Source organism: Actinophytocola gossypii (assembly GCF_025165815.1).
Lineage (GTDB): Bacteria > Actinomycetota > Actinomycetes > Mycobacteriales > Pseudonocardiaceae > Actinophytocola > Actinophytocola gossypii.
Genome location: NZ_JAFFZE010000015.1, coordinates 39,493 through 55,532 on the forward strand (window position 1 = coordinate 39,493; position 16,040 = coordinate 55,532).

General features: G+C 72.3%; 15 protein-coding genes. 10 read left to right on the top strand and 5 right to left on the bottom strand.

From position 1 onward, the window contains the following. The first annotated feature begins 20 nt into the window (after positions 1–20). The 4 genes from JT362_RS19035 (at position 21) to JT362_RS19050 (ending at position 4,921) form a co-directional block, all read left to right on the top strand. Positions 21–647: a TIGR03085 family metal-binding protein gene (locus JT362_RS19035; RefSeq protein WP_260192696.1), complete on the top strand. Its 627-nt coding sequence runs from the start codon at positions 21–23 to the stop codon at positions 645–647. A gap of 63 nt (positions 648–710) precedes the next feature. After that, positions 711–2,195: a serine/threonine-protein kinase gene (locus JT362_RS19040; protein WP_260192697.1), complete on the top strand. Its 1,485-nt coding sequence runs from the start codon at positions 711–713 to the stop codon at positions 2,193–2,195. A 33-nt stretch (positions 2,196–2,228) separates the two neighbouring features. Then, on the top strand, positions 2,229–3,242 hold the full coding sequence (gene dapA / locus JT362_RS19045) for a 4-hydroxy-tetrahydrodipicolinate synthase (protein WP_260192698.1): 1,014 nt from the start codon (positions 2,229–2,231) through the stop codon (positions 3,240–3,242). Continuing rightward, a complete protein-coding gene (locus JT362_RS19050; RefSeq protein ID WP_260192699.1) occupies positions 3,239–4,921 on the top strand; it encodes a ribonuclease J in 1,683 nt (560 codons plus the stop codon). Before dapA ends, JT362_RS19050 begins: the two co-directional genes overlap by 4 nt. On the opposite strand, the gene JT362_RS19055 is transcribed toward JT362_RS19050, so the two are convergent. Beyond that, on the bottom strand, positions 4,908–5,891 hold the full coding sequence (locus JT362_RS19055; protein ID WP_260192700.1) for an EamA family transporter: 984 nt from the start codon (positions 5,889–5,891) through the stop codon (positions 4,908–4,910). The genes JT362_RS19050 and JT362_RS19055 overlap by 14 nt on opposite strands. 103 nt (positions 5,892–5,994) lie before the next feature. Here JT362_RS19055 and JT362_RS19060 point away from each other — a divergent pair, with 103 nt between their 5' ends. Beyond that, positions 5,995–6,483, top strand: a complete 489-nt coding sequence (locus JT362_RS19060; RefSeq protein ID WP_260192701.1) for an Lrp/AsnC family transcriptional regulator — start codon at positions 5,995–5,997, stop codon at positions 6,481–6,483. Here the strand turns inward: JT362_RS19060 and JT362_RS19065 are convergent. Continuing rightward, positions 6,473–7,291, bottom strand: coding sequence for a lysophospholipid acyltransferase family protein (locus JT362_RS19065; RefSeq protein ID WP_375546525.1), 819 nt, complete (start codon positions 7,289–7,291; stop codon positions 6,473–6,475). The genes JT362_RS19060 and JT362_RS19065 overlap by 11 nt on opposite strands. Before the next feature lie 100 nt (positions 7,292–7,391). On the opposite strand from JT362_RS19065, the gene JT362_RS19070 reads away from it, so the two are divergent. Beyond that, complete coding sequence (locus tag JT362_RS19070; RefSeq protein WP_260192702.1) at positions 7,392–9,956, top strand: FtsK/SpoIIIE family DNA translocase; 2,565 nt, start codon at positions 7,392–7,394, stop codon at positions 9,954–9,956. On the opposite strand, the gene JT362_RS19075 is transcribed toward JT362_RS19070, so the two are convergent. Then, positions 9,957–10,898: a carcinine hydrolase/isopenicillin-N N-acyltransferase family protein gene (locus tag JT362_RS19075; protein ID WP_260192703.1), complete on the bottom strand. Its 942-nt coding sequence runs from the start codon at positions 10,896–10,898 to the stop codon at positions 9,957–9,959. It abuts the gene before it with no gap. An 81-nt stretch (positions 10,899–10,979) separates the two neighbouring features. On the opposite strand from JT362_RS19075, the gene JT362_RS19080 reads away from it, so the two are divergent. After that, positions 10,980–12,128, top strand: a complete 1,149-nt coding sequence (locus JT362_RS19080) for a lipase family protein (RefSeq protein WP_260192705.1) — start codon at positions 10,980–10,982, stop codon at positions 12,126–12,128. 42 nt (positions 12,129–12,170) lie between these two features. On the opposite strand, the gene JT362_RS19085 is transcribed toward JT362_RS19080, so the two are convergent. Together JT362_RS19085 and JT362_RS19090 are read right to left on the bottom strand one after the other, a co-directional pair. Further along, positions 12,171–12,689 carry a phospholipase gene (locus JT362_RS19085; RefSeq protein WP_260192706.1) on the bottom strand — a complete coding sequence of 173 codons (519 nt, stop codon included), beginning with the start codon at positions 12,687–12,689 and terminating at the stop codon, positions 12,171–12,173. Between the two features lie 115 nt (positions 12,690–12,804). Continuing rightward, positions 12,805–13,302, bottom strand: coding sequence for an amino-acid N-acetyltransferase (locus JT362_RS19090; RefSeq protein ID WP_260192707.1), 498 nt, complete (start codon positions 13,300–13,302; stop codon positions 12,805–12,807). A gap of 52 nt (positions 13,303–13,354) precedes the next feature. On the opposite strand from JT362_RS19090, the gene rimO reads away from it, so the two are divergent. Genes rimO through JT362_RS19105 form a run of 3 tightly spaced genes read left to right on the top strand, consistent with a single transcriptional unit; the run spans position 13,355 to position 15,892 of the window. Next, positions 13,355–14,773 (top strand): 30S ribosomal protein S12 methylthiotransferase RimO, encoded by a 1,419-nt coding sequence (gene rimO / locus JT362_RS19095; protein ID WP_260192708.1) that lies wholly within the window; start codon positions 13,355–13,357, stop codon positions 14,771–14,773. After that, the gene (pgsA, locus tag JT362_RS19100; RefSeq protein WP_260192709.1) at positions 14,770–15,381 is read left to right on the top strand and encodes a CDP-diacylglycerol--glycerol-3-phosphate 3-phosphatidyltransferase; all 612 of its coding nucleotides are present in this window, start codon (positions 14,770–14,772) and stop codon (positions 15,379–15,381) included. The genes rimO and pgsA overlap by 4 nt, the downstream gene beginning before the upstream one ends. Then, positions 15,374–15,892: a CinA family protein gene (locus JT362_RS19105; protein ID WP_260192710.1), complete on the top strand. Its 519-nt coding sequence runs from the start codon at positions 15,374–15,376 to the stop codon at positions 15,890–15,892. Before pgsA ends, JT362_RS19105 begins: the two co-directional genes overlap by 8 nt. The last annotated feature ends 148 nt before the right edge of the window (positions 15,893–16,040 follow it).

The window sequence follows — 16,040 nt, forward strand, 5'->3', positions numbered from 1 at the left end:
GCCGGACTAGGCTGCCCGGCATGTCCGTCTCCACCGACGAGCGTCTGGCGCTCAGCGACCTGTTCACCGAGCTCGGCCCGGACGCGCCCACCCTGTGCGCCGGCTGGCGGACCAGGGACCTCGCCGCCCACCTCGTGCTCCGCGAACGCCGGCCGGACGCCGCGCCGGGGATCCTGCTCGCCCCGCTCGCCGGCCACACCAAGCGGGTGCAGGACGCCTTCGCCCGCCGCCCGTGGGCCGAGCTCGTCGACCTGGTGCGCGGCGGGCCGCCCGCGTTCTCGCCAACCCGGATCCCGCTGGTGGACCGGATCGTCAACTCCGTCGAGCTGTTCACCCACCACGAGGACGTCCGCCGCGCCCAACCCGGCTGGGAGCCCCGCCCCGCCGACCCGGCCCGGGACGCCGCCGCCTGGAACGGGGTGTCCCGCGCGGGCCGGATGACGCTGCGGCGCAGCCCGGTCGGCATCGTGCTGCGCCGCCCGGACGGCGAGGAGGCGGTCGTCCGCCGCGGCCCCAACACCGTCGTCGTCGCCGGCCCGCCCGGGGAGCTGCTGCTCTGGGCGTTCGGACGTGACGAGGTGCGCGTCGACTTCGACGGCGAGCCGTCCGCGGTCGATGTCGTCCGCGGCCTGCGCCGGAGCCTGTAGTACCCGCTTGGCGGGAACCTGACATTCTTCCGCGCGTCGAAGCGGTGTGGCGAGGAGGACACGGTGACGCAGGAACCGGTGCCGGCGACGGCCCACCTGTCGACCGACCGGCGCGAGGTCGCCGGCCGGTACGCGCTGCTCGAGGAGATCGGGCGCGGCGGCATGGGCATCGTCTGGCTCGCCGAGGACCGGATGATCGGGCGCCGGGTCGCGGTCAAGGAGCTGCAGCTGCCGGCCGGGGTTCCGCCCGACGAGCGGCGGATCCTCGAGGAGCGGGTGCTGCGGGAGGCACGGACGGCGGGCCGCCTGAACGACCCGGCGGTGGTCACGGTGTACGACGTGGTGCAGGAGAGCGGCACCACGTTCATCGTGATGGAGCTGATCGAGGCGCCGACGCTCTCCTCGCTGGTGTACCGCCAGGGCCCGCTGCCGCAGGACGCCGTGGCGCGGCTCGCCGAGCAGCTGCTGTCCGCGTTGGAGTCCGCGCACGCGGCCGGGATCGTGCACCGCGACGTCAAGCCGAGCAACATCATGGTTCACCCGAACGGGCGGGTGAAGCTCACCGACTTCGGCATCGCGCAGGCAGCCGACGATCCCCGGCTGACCTCCAGCGGTGTGCTCGTCGGCTCCCCGAGCTTCCTGCCGCCCGAGCGCATCCAGGGCGCGGAGGCCGACCCCGCCTCCGATCTGTGGGCGCTGGCCGCGGTGCTGTTCTTCGCCGTCGAGGGGCACTCGCCGTTCGAGCGCTCGTCGACGGCCGCGACCATGAACGCGATCCTCAACGAGGTGCCGTACCTGACGCGGACGCACGGCCCGCTCGCCTCGGTGATCATGGGCCTGCTCAACACCGTGCCGAGCGCGCGGCCGTCCGCCGAACAGGTCCGCGGCCTGCTCGCCCAGGTGACCAACACGCCTGCCGGCGGGATCACCACAGCGCTGACCAGCCAGATCGTGGCCCCGACCACGGCCGTCGCCCGCCCGGACCGCCGACGCCGCCGCGGCCCGGTGCTCGCGCTGGTCGCGGTCCTGGGCGTGGCGGTGTTCGCCGGTGGCTTCCTCACCAGCGAGGCCCTCGGATCCGCCTCGGCGGACGAGCGGCCGCCCGGCATGGCGGACACCGTCACCTTCGGTGAGGGCGGCACCCTGCCCGAGTTCACCTACAACGACTACTACCCGGAGGGCGGGTGCCTGAACGGGCGGGTCGAGCCGGGGCAGCGGATCGGCGAGAACGCCCAGGTCGAGTGCACCGAGCCGCACGACCTGCAGGTCTACGCGAACGCCTGGACGATGGACATCCCGGAGGAGAACGACGAGTTCCCCGACGTGGGCTACCCCGACCCGGCCGTGTTGAACGCCTACGCCGAGCGCTACTGCACGATGGCGTTCGACTCCGAGCTCGTCGCCGGCGACGCGGCCGACAAGGAGAATCTGCGCTACCGCGCGCTCGTGCCGTCGGAGCGGGCGTGGGAGGAGTGGCGCGGGGTCTACTGCGTGCTCGGCGCCGCCGACGGGGGTCAGCTGACCGAGTCATACCTCGCGTCGAAGTGATAGTCGTTTGTCGTTCGGGGTAGTTTCTTGCCCATGAACACGTGCCCGACCGCCAGGCCAGGTAGACCGTTCGGCCAGGTGCTCACCGCGATGGTGAGTCCGTTCGACGCCGGCGGGAAGCTCGACCTGGACGCGGCCCAGCGGCTCGCCACCCACCTGGTGGACCTCGGCAACGACGGTCTGGTGGTCAACGGCACCACGGGCGAGTCGCCCACCACCTCCGACTCGGAGAAGTCCGAGCTGGTCCGCGCGGTGGTCGACGCCGTCGGCGACCGCGCCACGGTGGTCGCGTCGGTCGGCACGTACGACACCGCGCACTCGATCCACCTCGCCCGCGAGGCCGAGCAGGCGGGCGCGCACGGCCTGCTCGTGGTCACCCCGTACTACTCGCGGCCCCCGCAGGCCGGCCTGCTCGCGCACTTCACCGCGGTCGCCGACGCCACCGGCCTGCCGAACATGCTCTACGACATCCCGCCGCGCTCGGTCGTGCCGATCGAGGTCGACACGCTGCGCCGGCTCGCCGAGCACCCGCGCATCCAGGCGGTGAAGGACGCCAAGGGCGACCTGTTCGCCGGCAGCGAGGTCATCGCCAGCACCCCGCTCGCCTACTACTCCGGCGACGACGCGCTGAACCTGCCGTGGCTGTCGGTCGGCGGCGTCGGGTTCGTCAGCGTCATCGGGCACGCGGTGGCCGGGCGGCTGCGCCGGATGCTGGAGACCTACGAGAACGGCGACGTGAGCACCGCACGGACCGTGCACCGCGCGATCCTGCCGGTGTGCCGGGCGATGGGCCGGGTCGGCGGCGTGATCTTCGCGAAGGCCGCGCTGCGGCTGCGCGGGCAGGACGCCGGCGAGCCGAGGCTGCCGCTGCCGCCCGCCACCGAGGAGCAGACCGCCCTGATCGCCAGCGACCTGGCCGACGCGGGCGTGCCGCTGGCCGACGCGCCGCCGTCGTCGGTGGCAGCCGCCCGGGTGGCCCGCGCGGACGCCGCCGCCGCGTACGTCGCCACCACCACCCACACCAGCGCCGGCGAGGTTCATCGGTGACCTACGGACAGTTGGAGCCGCCGAAGCGGTTGACCGACGGCGGCCTCCGCGTCGTCGCGCTCGGGGGGATCGGCGAGATCGGCCGCAACATGACCGTGTTCGAGTACGGCGGCCGGTTGCTGGTCGTCGACTGCGGCGTGCTGTTCCCCGAGGACCAGCAGCCCGGCGTCGACCTGATCCTGCCGGACTTCCGGGCGATCGAGCCGCGGCTGCACGACATCGACGCGATCGTGCTGACCCACGGGCACGAGGACCACATCGGCGCGGTGCCGTTCCTGCTGCGCCAGCGCCCGGACCTGCCGGTCGTCGGCTCCCGGTTCACCCTCGCGCTGGTCGCCGCCAAGTGCCGGGAACACCGGCTGGACCCGGTGCTGGTCGAGGTCGCCGAGGGCGGGCGGAGCGTGTTCGGCGATTTCGACTGCGAGTTCTTCGCGGTCAACCACTCGATCCCGGACGCGCTCGCGGTCGCGATCCGCACCCCGGCCGGGCTCGTGCTGCACACCGGGGACATCAAGCTCGACCAGCTGCCGCTGGACGGCCGGCTCACCGACATCGCCGGCTTCTCCCGGCTCGGCGACGAGGGCGTCGACCTGTTCCTGGTCGACTCCACGAACGCCGAGGTCCCGGGCTTCGTGATGAGCGAGCGGGAGATCGGTCCGGTGCTGGACAGCGTGATCAGCCGCGCCGACCAGCGGGTGATCGTGGCCTGCTTCGCCAGCCACGTGCACCGGGTGCAGCAGGTGCTCGACGTGGCGCTCGCGCACGGCCGCCGGGTCGCGCTGGTCGGCCGCTCGATGGTGCGCAACATGGGCATCGCCGCCGAGCTGGGAATCCTGCGGGTGCCCGACGGGCTGCTCGTCGACCTGGACGAGGCGATGGCGATGCCGGAGAGCCAGGTGCTGTTCGTCTCCACCGGATCGCAGGGCGAGCCGCTGTCGGCGTTGTCCAGGATGGCCCGCGGCGAGCACCGGCAGATCCGCATCCGCCCCGGCGACACCGTGGTGCTCGCCAGCTCGCTCATCCCGGGCAACGAGACCGCCGTGTTCGGCGTGGTCAACGGGCTCGCCAGGCTCGGCGCCTCGGTCGTGCACCAGGGCAACGCGAAGGTGCACGTCTCCGGGCACGCGTCGGCGGGCGAGCTGCTGTTCCTCTACAACGCGGTGCGCCCGTCGAACGTCATGCCGGTGCACGGCGAGTGGCGGCACCTGCGCGCCAACGCCGCGCTCGCGGTCGCCACCGGGGTGCCGGCGGAGAACGTGGTGCTTGCCGAGGACGGCGTGGTGGTGGACCTGGTCGACGGCCGGGCCAGGATCAGCGGCCGGGTCGAGGTCGGCCACGTGTACGTCGACGGGCTGTCCGTCGGCGACGTTGGCGAGTCGACGCTGTCGGACCGGCTGATCCTCGGCGAGGGCGGGTTCATCGCGATCACGGTCGCCGTCGAGTCCGCCACCGGACGCGCGCTCGGGCCGCCGACGATCTCCGGCCGGGGCTTCTCCGACGACCCGAAGGCGCTCGACGAGGTGGTCTCGCTGGTCGAGATGGAGCTCTCGCACACCGAGAGCGAGGGCATCACCGACACGCACCGGATCGCGCAGTCGGTGCGCCGCGTCGTCGGCCGCTGGGTCGCCGCGACCTACCGCCGCCGACCGATGATCGTGCCGACGGTCATCCCGGTGTGACCGGCTTGCGCGAGGCCACCTGCACCAGGCCCGCGCCGCCCAGCAGCACCGCCGCGCCGGCGATCTGCACGACCGTGAGCGTCTGGTCGAGCACCAGCCAGGCCATGGTCGTGGCGACCACCGGCTCGCAGAGCGCGAGCACGCTGGCCACGTTGGCCGGCAGGTGCCGCAGCGCGCTGATCGAGAACAGGTAGGCGAGCGCCGTGCTCATCACCGCGCAGGCCACCAGCAGCGTCCACACCGGGACCCGCCAGGCGCCGAAGTCGGTGACCCGCGCCAGCGTCTCGCCGGGCAGTGACCACGGCGGCGCGATCACCGCGATCGCGACCGCGCCGGCGACCATGCCCCAGGTCACCATGCCGATCGGGGTGAGGGTCCTCGTCGCCGTGGTCATCCCGTGCTCGCCGAGCAGGAAGTACCCGGCCGAGCACAGCGCGGCGCCGATGCCGGCGAGCAGGCCGACCGCGTCCAGCCGCAGGCCCTGCCAGACCTGGGCGACCATCGCCAGCCCGACCAGCGCCAGGATCGTGCCGGCCCACATCCGGGCGGGCATGACCGTCCGGCGCACGAACCGCACCCACAGGGCGACCAGGACCGGCGAGGTGAACTCGAGCAGCAGCGCGACGCCGATCGGGATCCGGGCCACCGCGGCGAAGTAGAGCAGCTGCACCCCGGCGACGCCGACCAGCCCGTAGGCGACGAGCAGCCGCAGGTCCGCGCGCCGCACCCGCAGCAGCGCGGGCCGGGTCAGGCCGACCACGACGAGCAGCACCAGCGCGGCCAGCCCGATGCGCACGCTGGCCACCTGCTGCGGGCTCAGCCCGGCGTCCATGGCCGGCTTGGCGAGCACCCCGGAGCTGCCGAAGCAGAACGAGGCGACGATCACGAGGAGCGTGCCCCTACGCCTAACCAGCGTCTCGCTTTCGGTGGTTGAGCGGCGCGCGTCCGCGACCGTGCCGGATGTCGTCATCGCGACGGAGACCTTTCCTGCCAGTGGATTCCCCACTCGAAGGCTATGTCAGCCGGCGCGAGCGCCGATTGAATTCTGTCCCGGGATCACGCAAGATTTTTGCGTGAAGAAGTCCCAGATCGTGCTCGACGACACCGACCACCACCTGCTCGACGAACTCCAGGCCGACGCGGGCCGCACCCTGCGCGAACTCGGCGACCTCGTCGGCCTTTCCCCGAGCGCGGTGCAGCGCAGGATGGGCCGCTACCGCGCCTCGGGTCTGCTGTCCCGCACCGCCGCCGTGCTCGACCCGAGCGCCAGCCCCGACCTCGTACTCGCGGTGTGCCTGGTGCAGGTGGAGCGCGAGTCCCGCCGGCTGCACGAGGCGTTCAACCGCCGTCTGCTGGCGACCCCGGAGGTGCAGCAGGCGTACACGGTGTACGGCGAGTGGGACTACGTCGTGGTGCTGGCCGCCGGCGGGATGGCGCACTTCAACGAGGTGTCCGAGCGGCTGTTCATGGACGCCCACAACGTGCGCAAGTACTCCACGCTGTTCGTCGTGGACCCCGTCCGCACCGGCGCCGCGATCCCCACCCGCGCGCTCAGGCCGTAGGCCGCCACGGGCTCGTGCTGTCCGTCGGCCGGGTCGGGTCGTAGAAGCGGGGCGTGTCCGGCTCGTCCGCGCGCAACGGCACCAGGTCGTCGGTGATCGCCCGCATGATCCGCTTGTGCGCGCGCACCGCGTCCCCCGGCTTGCCCGCGGCCAGGTCCGACAGGTCCACGCGCTCGCCGAAGTGGACCCGGAACAGCGGCCGGTCGCGGATCGCGCGCAGCCCCGAGGTCACCAGCGGCATGAGGTCCCGCCAGCTGTTCACCCGCTCGGTGCCCCAGTACACCGCCTCGTGCGCGCCCCACTGGCTGATCGTCATCACCGGCACGTCGGCCGCCAGCGCCATCCTGGCCAGGCCCGTCTTGCCGCGCTCCGGCCACAGGCCGGGGGTCCGGCTGATCCGGCCCTCCGGGTACACCAGCACCGGACCTGACGCGGACCGCAGCGCGTCGATGGTCCTGGTGAACGCCTCGGCGACGTTGCTCTTGCCCCGGTCGACCCGGATCGAGCCGCCCTGCTTGAGCCCCCAGCCGATCACCGGCGTGTCGAGCAGCCCGGCGGTCAGCAGGAACCGCGGGTTCACCCCGGCCTCGCGCAGGGCCGCGGTCAGCACGAACGCGTCGAACATGCCGATGTGGTTCGCCGCGATCAGGCCGGGCCGGTCGCGCAGCTCCGGCGGGATCGTGCCGGTGACCTCCAGTCGCCCGAGCAGCCGGACGAGCCCCCGGTCGACCTGGGTCATCGCCCACCAGGCCGGGGAGGCCCCGGATCGGCGTGTCGGCTCGGTGTTGTGGTGGAACAGCGCGACCATGGCGGGAGCATCGCACGACCCCCTCCGGCGGAGATCATGCGGGCGGGGACCCGTGTGGCACGAGTGACTCATGGGGTGGGGGCCGACTACCGTGGAGAACATGGCGAACCGGACTGCAGCCTCGAAGACCGCCAAGAGCCGCGGGGGCTCCGGGTCCGGCCGTTCGTCGACCAGGCCCTCCTCGTCCCGGACGACGTCGAAGTCGGCGTCGAAGTCGGGAGCGTCGAAGTCTTCCTCGGCCCGCACCGGCACCACCCGCGCCAAGAGCTCCGCCACCCGCCGTCCGCCCGCGCGCCGCAAGGGCGGGGTGGGCCGCACGGTCGGCCGCGGCCTGCGCGGAAGCTGGAACCTGGTGGCCAAGGGCGCCGGCGGAATCGCCCGCACGGTCGGCCGCACCAAGGACCTCGACCCGGCGCACCGCCGGGACGGTCTCGCGTTCGCGCTGATCGCCGTCGGAGTCATCGCCGGCGCCGGCATCTGGTGGAAGGCGGGCGGCCCGGTCGGCGGCTGGCTCGAGATCGGCGTGCGGTCCTCGATCGGCGCGGCGGCGATGGCGCTGCCGATGGTGCTGCTGGTCATCGGCGTCACGCTGATGCGCTCGGACCCACAGCCGGAGAAGCGGCCCCGGCTGGTGGTCGGCACCCTGCTGTTCGCCATGGCGTTCCTGGGGATCCTGCACGTGTTCAGCGACCTGCCCGAGGACAACGCCGGCCGGATGTACGGCGGCGGCGCGCTCGGGTACTTCTCCGGCGGGATGCTGGCCAAGGGCGTGACGTCCTGGGTGGCGGTGCCGCTGCTGGTGCTGGTGCTCGGCTTCGGTGTGCTGGTGTTCACCGGTACGCGCTTCCGCGACATCCCGACCCGGCTGCGCGAGCTCGGCATGGAGCCGGAGGACGACGTCGACGTCGACGACCGCCTCGACCTGCCCGGCGAGGAGGAGGCCCCCGCGGCGGAAACCAAGCTGCGACGCCCGTCGCGCCGCCGCCAGGCGTCGATGGCCGACGACCCGCCGGCGGACGACCAGGCCGAGTCCGCGGTCGAGGTCCCCGTGGAGGTGGCCAAGCCGACCCCGAGCCCGCGCAAGCGCCCCACCGTGCGGCCCGAGCAGGTCAAGGAGACCCAGCCGGCCAAGGAGCCGACCGGCCAGCTCGCGCTCACCCGGGCCGTGGACGGCGACTACACGCTGCCCGACCCGTCGATCCTGGCCGGCGGTGACCCGCCCAAGTCCCGCAGCCGCGCCAACGACGCCATGATCGAGGCGATCACCGGCGTGCTGGACCAGTTCTCGATCGACGCGCAGGTCACCGGCTTCACCCGGGGCCCGACGGTCACCCGGTACGAGGTGGAGCTGGGACCGGGCGTGAAGGTCGAGAAGATCACCGCGCTGACCAAGAACATCGCCTACGCCGCCGCGACCGACAACGTGCGGCTGCTGGCCCCGATCCCCGGCAAGTCCGCGGTCGGCATCGAGGTGCCGAACAGCGACCGCGAGATGGTCCGCCTCGGCGACGTGCTGCGGTCGACCACCGCGGTGTCCGACACCCACCCGATGGTGATCGGCCTCGGCAAGGACATCGAGGGCCACATGGTCACCGCGAACCTGTCGAAGATGCCGCACCTGCTGTGCGCCGGCTCGACCGGTTCCGGCAAGTCGAGCTTCGTCAACTCGATGCTGGTGTCCCTGCTCGCCCGGGCCACCCCGGACGAGGTCCGGATGGTCCTGATCGACCCCAAGATGGTGGAGCTGACCCCGTACGAGGGGATCCCGCACCTGATCACGCCGATCATCACGCAGCCGAAGAAGGCCGCGGCGGCGCTGGCGTGGCTGGTCGAGGAGATGGAGCAGCGCTACCAGGACATGCAGGCCAACCGGGTGCGCCACATCGACGACTTCAACCGGAAGGTGCGGTCGGGCGAGATCACCGCGCCACCCGGGTCGGAGCGCGAGTACCGCCCGTACCCGTACATCCTGGCCATCGTCGACGAGCTTGCCGACCTGATGATGACCGCGCCGAGGGATGTCGAGGACGCCATCGTCCGGATCACCCAGAAGGCCCGGGCGGCCGGCATCCACCTGGTCCTGGCGACCCAGCGCCCGTCGGTCGACGTGGTCACCGGCCTGATCAAGACCAACGTCCCGTCCCGCCTGGCGTTCGCCACGTCGTCCCTGACCGACTCCCGCGTCATCCTCGACCAGCCGGGCGCCGAGAAGCTGATCGGCATGGGCGACGGCCTGTACCTGCCGATGGGCGCGTCGAAGCCGGTCCGCATCCAGGGCGCGTTCATCACCGACGACGAGATCAACGCGATCGTGTCGTTCGTCAAGGAGCAGGCGCAGCCCGAGTACACCGAGGGCGTCACCGCGGCCAAGGCAGGCGAGAAGAAGGAGATCGACGAGGACATCGGCGACGACCTGGACGTGCTGCTCCAGGCGGCCGAGCTGGTGGTCACCTCCCAGTTCGGCTCGACGTCGATGCTCCAGCGCAAGCTCCGCGTCGGCTTCGCCAAGGCAGGCCGCCTGATGGACCTCCTGGAGAGCCGAGGCGTCGTCGGCCCGTCCGAGGGCTCCAAGGCCCGCGACGTCCTCATCAAACCGGACGAGCTGGACAGCATCCTCTACCTCATCCGCGGCGGCGACCCCACCGGCGGAAGCTCCGACGACTAGTCAGCCGGCCATGGCGAGGTCGAAGTCGTGGACGCGGTCCAGGTTGCCGGCGGTGGCCAGGTGGATGTCGCCGGCGCGGAGGCCGTAGACCACGGACCACTGGGTGTGGTTCTGCCGCACCCGGTCGAGCAGGTCCATCGCCGAGCGCCAGTCGGTCGCTCCGGGCAGGCCTTCGGTGGCGGTGCGGTAGCGGCGGTCGGCCTGGCGGGACTCCTCGGTCGATTCGGCCATCGTGAAGTTGACGGCGGTGCGGACCGGCAGCACGGACACCTCACCGTCGACGAACTCGATCACGACCGAGCGGCCGGTGGCGTCCGCGACCAGGTAGTGCAGGGACGGGCCGCCGGAGAAGTCGATGTTGTGCTCCTCGAAGACCGCTACCGCCTCGTCGACGGTCGACGCCTCGTCCAGGACCAGGCGGATCGCTCGGAGGCCGCCCACCGTCGGGCGCTCGGGGCCGGTGCCGGTGTCGGCCTCCGGGACGGCGGCCAGGCCGATCGCCAGGCCCTCGGCGTTCATGCCGTCCACCGGGAGCAGCGGGGCGTCGACCAGCAGGTCGCGGTCGGCTCCGGCCGGGTCGGCGGCGCCCAGGATCCGCAGGTCGACCATCGACACCGACGCGTGGCCGTCCGGCGGGTCGGTGAACAGCAGCATCGCGGGGCCGTGGTTCCAGTCGAAGTTGCGGGCGAACAGCGGATCCGCCTCGGCGCCGGCCAGGAACAGTGAGCAGCCGTACGGGGTCGCCGGTGGGGGAGTGGTCACGCCCTTCATCCGGTCGTAGCCGCCCTCGTACCGCATCGTCCACAGTGGATGGTCGTCGAGCTTCTCCAGGGAGTCGAGGGAGGCTCGCCAGTCGGGCGCGGTTCTCGGGGCGGCCGGGCTCGTCTGGCAGCCAGACAGCGCCAGGACGACCAGTGCGACCACCGCGACGAGGCGCCTCATGGCGAGATGATAAGAGTCTTTACCAGAAGTGATCAAGTCGTTACGGTGAGGTCATCCGAACCATGTGCCAAAGGGGGCACCATGCGTCGTCTGCTCGTCGGAACCCTGCTCGCCGCGTTGGCCGTCACCGGTCCGCCGGCCGCCGCCGAGGAAGTCGTCCAGAACACCGCCGAATCCACCGTCGAATCCTCCGCGCCCGGTGATGTCGTCACCGCTCGCCAGATCTCCGCGCCGGGCTTCTTCTACGCCCGCACCTGGTCGATCACCTACACCTCGACCTCCGCCACCGGCCAGCCGATCACGGTCAGCGGCACCGTCATCGTCCCGTACGGCGCCGACGAGGACACCCCGGTCGTCGGGTACGCGCCCGGCACCCACGGCCTCGGCGACCAGTGCGCTCCGTCCCGCCACCTGGAGGCCGGGGACGAGACCGAGGGCCTGCTCATCCACCAGTACGCGATCCGCGGGTTCGCCGTCGCGGTGACCGACTACGAGGGCCTGGGCACCCCGGGCGAGCACACCTACATCGCCGGCCGCGCCGAGGGCAACGCCACGCTCGACGTGGTCCGCGCCGCGCTCCGGCTGCCCGGCACCGGCCTGTCCCCGTCGACCGACGTCGCCGTCGTCGGGTACTCGCAGGGCGGGCACGCCTCCGGCTGGGCGGCCGAGCTCGCCCCGACCTACGCCCCGGAGCTGAACATCGCCGCGTACGCGGTCGGCGCCCCGCCCGCGCACCTGCGCACGGTCGCCGAGCACAACGACGGCGGCGACAACGTCGGGCTGGTCATGGCCGCGGGCTTCGGCATGGACGTCACCTACCCGGAACTCGACCTGGCCCCGTACCTGAACGACGAGGGTCGCGCCGCGTTCGCCGACATCCGCGACGACTGCACCGCCGACCTGACGAAGTACGCCGGGCACTCGATGGCCGACTACACCACCGAGGACGTGCTCGCCCGCCCGGAGTGGACGGCGAGGGTCGACGAGCAGAACCTCGGCGGCGGCACCCCCGAGGCCCCGGTGCTGCTCTACCACTCCAACGGCGACGAGATCCTCCCGGTCCAGGTCAGCGTCGACCTCCGCGCCGACTGGTGCGGCGACGGGGCCAACGTCACCTTCTGGCGCACGCACACCGGCGCCCACTTCACCACGGCGGCCGTCATGAGCCCGGCGGTCACCGACTGGGTCGCCGACCGCCTGGCCGGCCGCTCCACGGGAGGCAACTGCTAGTCGATCGGGGGCACGCCCGGCGTGCCCCCGATCAACGAACCGTCACCGCGCGGCGGCCACGGCGGCCTTCCGCACCGACGGCTGGTCCAGGATCTCGGCGGTGGTCATCGAGCTGCCGCCGAACTGGCGCACGGCCGCGTAGTACACGTCGGCGAACCGGTTGCACGCCCAGTTGCCGTCGCACACCACGTACATGTCGGACTTGAACCTGTTGTCGATGGTCAGCCGGTTGCCCTCGGTGAACCGGGCCTGCCGCTTGTAGTTGCGGTAGCCGAAGTCGTGCCGGTGGCAGGCCCGCACCAGGTTGAACCCGAACGGGTTGTCCGGCGAGTTCGAGCAGCCGTCGGACGACCAGTCGAGCTGGTTGCCGTACGGCCGCTGCGCGCGCAGGTCCTGGAACCCGCCCAGGCTGGTGCTGAACATGTACCGGTCGGTGACGGTGCGGAGGTCGCCGGGGCTCAGATCGGCCTGGGCGGTTCCCACTCCGACGAGCAGGGTGCCCGCCATCGCGATCGCGGTGACGAGTGCACGGGCGGCACGACGCAGGGTTGACGTGGCCACGCTTGATCTCCCTCGTGAGGCACGGACCCGCCCGGTGCGGGCCCTGATCAATTACGCCGTGGCCGCGTGAACTTCGTAACCCCCCAACAGGCTAATAATGGGTATCGAAAGTGATTCACAGCTCCAGCAGCATCCGGCTGTTCCCCAGCGTGTTCGGCTTGACGTAGGGCAGGTCGAGGAACTCCGCCACCCCCTCGTCGACCGACCGCCGCATCTCCTCGTACACCTCCGGGCTCACCGGCGTCCCGTCGATCTCGACGAACCCGTGCCTGGCGAAGAACTCGGTCTCGAACGTCAGCACGAACACCCGCGCCAGGCCCAGCTCGCGCGCCACCCCGATCAGCGCCTCCACGATCCGTCCGCCCGCGCCGAGCCGCAGCGCGTGCGGCAGCACCGCGATCGACCGGATCTCCGCGATGTCCTCCCACAGCACGTGCAGCGCCCCGCAGCCGACGATCTCGCCGTCCACCTCGGCAACCCAGAACTCCTGCACGTCCTCGTACAGGCTGACCAGCTCCTTGGCCAGCAGCACCTTGCCCACGTAGGTGTCGACGACCGACTTGATCGCCCGCACGTCACCGATCCGCGCGCGGCGGACCACCACCTGACTCACCCGACCAAACTATCCGGCGTCATCCGCGACCTCGCCGGTTACCCTGAGAGCCGTGCCCACTCCACCACCGTCGCGCCGTGCCGCCCTGCTCACCCTCGGATGTGCCCGCAACGAGGTCGACTCCGAGGAACTCGCCGGGCGGCTCGCCGACGGCGGCTGGCAGCTGACCCAGGACGCCGAGGGCGCCGACGTCGTCGTCGTCAACACCTGCGGCTTCGTCGAGTCGGCCAAGAAGGACTCCGTCGACACCCTCCTCCAGGCGGCCGACACCGGCGCGAAGGTCGTCGCCGTCGGCTGCATGGCCGAGCGGTACGGCGCCGAGCTCGCCGAGAGCCTCCCCGAGGCCGCCGCCGTGCTCGGCTTCGATCACTACCCGACCCTGGGCGAGCGGCTCGACGACGTGGTCGCCGGCCGCGCGGTCGCCGCGCACACCCCGACCGACCGCCGCACCCTGCTGCCGATCAGCCCGGTCCAGCGCCCGGCCGTCGACCTCGCCGTTCCCGGCCACGGCTGGGGACCCCGCGTGCTGCGCAAGCGCCTCGACGACGCCCCGGTCGCCGCGCTCAAGATCGCCTCCGGCTGCGACCGGCGGTGCTCGTTCTGTGCGATCCCGTCGTTCCGCGGCGCGTTCGTCTCCCGCCCGCCGGAGGAGATCCTGGCCGAGGCGGCCTGGCTCGCCGGCCAGGGTGTCCGCGAGCTGTTCCTGGTCAGCGAGAACTCCACCTCCTACGGCAAGGACCTCGGTCGCGAGCACGGCGGCCCGGAGGCGCTCGAGCGGCTGCTGCCCCGGCTCGCCGCGCTCGACGGTGTCGAGCGGGTGCGGGTGTCCTACCTGCAGCCCGCCGAAACCCGCCCCGGCCTGCTGCGCGCGATCGCCGGCACCGAGGGCGTGGCGAACTACTTCGACATGTCCTTCCAGCACGCCAGCTCGACCGTGCTGCGCCGGATGCGCCGCTTCGGCGGCACCGAGTCCTTCCTCGCCCTGGTCGAGCAGATCCGCGAACTCGCGCCGGACGCCGGCATCCGCAGCAACGTGATCGTCGGCTTCCCGGGCGAGACCGAGGACGAACTGGCCGAGCTGGAGCACTTCCTGACCGAGGCCCGCCTGGACGTGGTCGGCGTGTTCGGCTACTCCGACGAGGACGGCACCGAGGCCGAGCGGCTCGGCGGCAAGCTCGACGAGGACGAGGTCGCCGAGCGGGTGACGCGCGTCTCCGACCTGGTCGAACAGCTCACCACCCAGCGCGCGGAGGACCGGATCGGCGACGAGGTGCTGGTGCTGGTCGAACGCGTCGAAGAAGGTGAGCGCGCGGGCCGGGCCGCCCACCAGGGTCCCGAGGTGGACGGCGAGTGCCTGCTCACCGGCGACCAGGACCTGGCGGTCGGCGACCTGGTCCGGGGCAAGGTGGTGGGGTCGGAAGGCGTCGACCTGGTGGTCGCGCCGGCCGAGGTCGTCAAGGGCTCCCCGTGAACGCGTCCCCCGCCGGGGGCGGGTCGTCCAAGCCGGTCGTCGCCGCGGTCCCGCCGATCCTCAACATCGCGAACGTGCTGACCGTGACCCGGCTCGTGCTGGTGCCGGTGTTCCTGCTGACCCTGTTCGCCGCGCCGGAGTCCACCGGGTGGCGGCTGATCGCGACGCTGGTGTTCGCGGTCGCGTCGGTCACCGACCACATCGACGGCACCCTGGCCCGCCGGCTCGGGCTGGTCACCGACTTCGGCAAGGTCATCGACCCGATCGCGGACAAGGCGCTGACCGGGTCCGCGCTGATCGGCCTGAGCGTGCTCGGCGAGCTGCCCTGGTGGGTCACCATCACCATCGCCGGCCGCGAGGTCCTGATCACCCTGCTGCGGTTCTGGGTGATCCGCTACGGCGTGATCGCCGCGAGCTACGGCGGCAAGCTCAAGACGATCGCGCAGATCCTCGCGATCGGGCTGTTCCTGCTGCCGCTGCCCGCCGGGTTCGACCCGCTGAACTGGGTCGTCATGGCGGTCGCGCTGGCCCTGACCGTCGGCACGGGTGTCGACTACGTCGTCCGGGCCGTGCGCCTGCGTGCTCGTGCGAGCCGGAACGATGGCTAGGAACCCGCTCGCCGACACCCTCGGCGTCCCCGCCGACGACCTGGCCGGCCTGGTCGCCACGCTGCGTGCGCGCGGCGAGACCGTCGCGACCGCGGAGTCGCTCACCGGCGGGCTGGTCGCCGCGGCCCTGACCAGCGTGCCCGGCTCCAGCGCGGTGGTGCGCGGCGGCCTGGTCGTCTACGCCACCGAGCTCAAGGCCCGGCTGGCCGGCGTGGACCCCGCGCCGCTCGCCGAGCACGGGCCCGTGCATCCGGCGGTGGCCGAGCAACTCGCCGAGGGTGCCCGCCGCACCTGCGGGGCGAGCTGGGGGATCGGGCTGACCGGGGTCGCCGGCCCCGACCCGCAGGACGGGATCGAGCCGGGCGTCGTGCACCTGGCCGTGTCGGGACCCGGTGTCACCGCCGTTCACACGATCGGGGTGGACGGTAACCGCCACCAGGTCCGTGCGGCCGCCGTGCGCGCGGCGTTCGACCTGCTCAGGGCCCAGTTCGAGGAGCCGGCGGCTGGCTGAGCTCAACCGGGGCTCAAGTCGCCGCCCGTAACGTTCGGGAACACCCGGGCGCGCTCGCACGTTCGCTTGTGGCGGACGCACGGTGATGCCGCTGCCGATGATCGTGCTCGCTCGGTAACGTTGTCACTGTGTTCGACCATGAAGGGAG

What these genes read in the sequence shown, in the direction of transcription:
- JT362_RS19065 (WP_375546525.1), bottom strand. Translation starts at nt 7,291, where the DNA reads ATGGTCGCGCTGTTCCACCACAACACCGAGCCGACACGCCGATCCGGG.
- JT362_RS19070 (WP_260192702.1), top strand. Translation starts at nt 7,392, where the DNA reads ATGGCGAACCGGACTGCAGCCTCGAAGACCGCCAAGAGCCGCGGGGGC.
- dapA (WP_260192698.1), top strand. Translation starts at nt 2,229, where the DNA reads ATGAACACGTGCCCGACCGCCAGGCCAGGTAGACCGTTCGGCCAGGTG.
- JT362_RS19035 (WP_260192696.1), top strand. Translation starts at nt 21, where the DNA reads ATGTCCGTCTCCACCGACGAGCGTCTGGCGCTCAGCGACCTGTTCACC.
- JT362_RS19075 (WP_260192703.1), bottom strand. Translation starts at nt 10,898, where the DNA reads ATGAGGCGCCTCGTCGCGGTGGTCGCACTGGTCGTCCTGGCGCTGTCT.
- JT362_RS19105 (WP_260192710.1), top strand. Translation starts at nt 15,374, where the DNA reads ATGGCTAGGAACCCGCTCGCCGACACCCTCGGCGTCCCCGCCGACGAC.
- JT362_RS19080 (WP_260192705.1), top strand. Translation starts at nt 10,980, where the DNA reads ATGCGTCGTCTGCTCGTCGGAACCCTGCTCGCCGCGTTGGCCGTCACC.
- JT362_RS19055 (WP_260192700.1), bottom strand. Translation starts at nt 5,891, where the DNA reads ATGACGACATCCGGCACGGTCGCGGACGCGCGCCGCTCAACCACCGAA.